The sequence below is a fragment of the Paenirhizobium naphthalenivorans genome (genome assembly GCF_007992095.1).
GTDB lineage: Bacteria > Pseudomonadota > Alphaproteobacteria > Rhizobiales > Rhizobiaceae > Allorhizobium > Allorhizobium naphthalenivorans.
The window spans coordinates 1-1,177 of the sequence record NZ_BJZP01000103.1 but is presented as its reverse complement, the minus strand read 5'-3'; the positions used below and the strand labels follow the sequence as shown (position 1 = coordinate 1,177).

Below are 1,177 nucleotides of genomic sequence, written 5' to 3'. Positions count from 1 at the left end.
ACTCGATGATCGAGGCGACGATGCCTGCGCCAACGGTGCGGCCGCCTTCGCGGATAGCGAAACGCAGCTTTTCTTCCATCGCGATCGGCACGATCAGTTCGACTTCAACCGTGACGTTGTCGCCCGGCATGACCATTTCCGTGCCTTCAGGAAGCGACACGATGCCGGTCACGTCCGTGGTGCGGAAGTAGAACTGCGGACGATAGTTGGTGAAGAACGGCGTATGACGACCGCCTTCTTCCTTCGTCAGGATGTAGGCTTCCGCCATGAACTTCTTGTGCGGCTTGACCGAACCCGGCTTGCACAGGATCTGACCACGCTCAACGCCATCACGGGCAACGCCGCGGATCAGAGCGCCGATGTTGTCGCCAGCCTGGCCCTGGTCGAGCAGCTTGCGGAACATTTCAACGCCGGTAACCGTCGTCTTGGTGGTCGGACGAATGCCGACGATCTCGACTTCTTCACCAACCTTGACGATGCCGCGCTCGACGCGACCGGTCACAACCGTACCACGACCAGAGATCGAGAACACGTCTTCGATCGGCATCAGGAACGGCTGGTCGATCGGACGTTCCGGGGTCGGGATGTAGGCGTCAACAGCGGCCATCAGCTCGCGGATGGCGTCTTCGCCGATCTTCTTGTCCGAATCTTCCAGAGCGGCAAGAGCCGAGCCCTTGATGATCGGAATGTCATCACCCGGGAAGTCGTAGGACGACAGCAGTTCACGGACTTCAAGCTCGACGAGCTCGAGAAGTTCCGGATCGTCAACCTGGTCGACCTTGTTGAGGAATACGACGATCGCCGGAACACCGACCTGACGGGCGAGCAGGATGTGCTCGCGGGTCTGCGGCATCGGGCCGTCGGCGGCCGAGCAAACCAGGATCGCGCCGTCCATCTGAGCGGCACCGGTGATCATGTTCTTGACGTAGTCGGCGTGGCCGGGGCAGTCGACGTGCGCATAGTGGCGGTTCGCCGTCTCATATTCGACGTGTGCCGTCGAAATGGTGATGCCGCGTGCCTTCTCTTCCGGAGCCGCGTCGATCTGGTCATAGGCCTTGAATTCACCGAAGTACTTGGTGATCGCTGCCGTCAGAGACGTCTTGCCATGGTCAACGTGGCCAATCGTGCCGATGTTAACGTGCGGCTTGTTGCGCTCAAACTTACTCTTTGCCATTTT

The 1,177-nt window shown here is 59.8% G+C and carries 1 protein-coding gene; it reads right to left on the bottom strand.

Annotation, left to right across the window (positions count from 1 at the left end; all coding sequences use genetic code 11):
• A partial coding sequence (gene tuf, locus RNA01_RS23340; protein WP_147182455.1) for an elongation factor Tu occupies positions 1–1,174 on the bottom strand: 1,174 nt, incomplete at its 3' end.
• Positions 1,175–1,177 lie beyond the last annotated feature (3 nt).